Origin of the sequence: Nocardioides abyssi, from assembly GCF_030412915.1 — a bacterium.
GTDB lineage: Bacteria > Actinomycetota > Actinomycetes > Propionibacteriales > Nocardioidaceae > Nocardioides > Nocardioides abyssi.
In genome coordinates, this window is the sequence record NZ_JAUHJR010000112.1 from 1 (window position 1) to 290 (window position 290).

Sequence of the window (290 nt, forward strand, 5' to 3'; positions counted from 1 at the left end):
CTCCGTTAGGGGCGTCGTGTTGGTTGGTCGAATCCAGTGAACGGCCACAATCGGAGCAACTGAAGCACCTCTTGTGGAACAGTCCACTCTTGCTGACCATTTGTTCAGCAGCGAATACAGCATAACCGCATCTCTTGCAACCCTGTCCAGGGGCAGCACGTGGTCCGCTGTTGGGACGGGGGTCGTGAATGACAGGTGCGGCTCCATCGGTGGACATCGAGGTGGGGGAGTGTCCAAATCCGAATCCTTTAGGTCCGAAAAGTGTAGCGTAGCAGGCGCGACAATGCACT

Annotated in this window: 1 protein-coding gene; it reads right to left on the minus strand. The window is 56.6% G+C overall.

Features of this window, described 5'->3' with window-relative positions; all coding sequences use genetic code 11:
- Positions 1–217 (minus strand): LIM domain-containing protein (locus tag QWY29_RS21160; protein ID WP_369292672.1); only part of this gene is annotated, 217 nt, incomplete at its 3' end.
- Between the last annotated feature and the right edge of the window lie 73 nt (positions 218–290).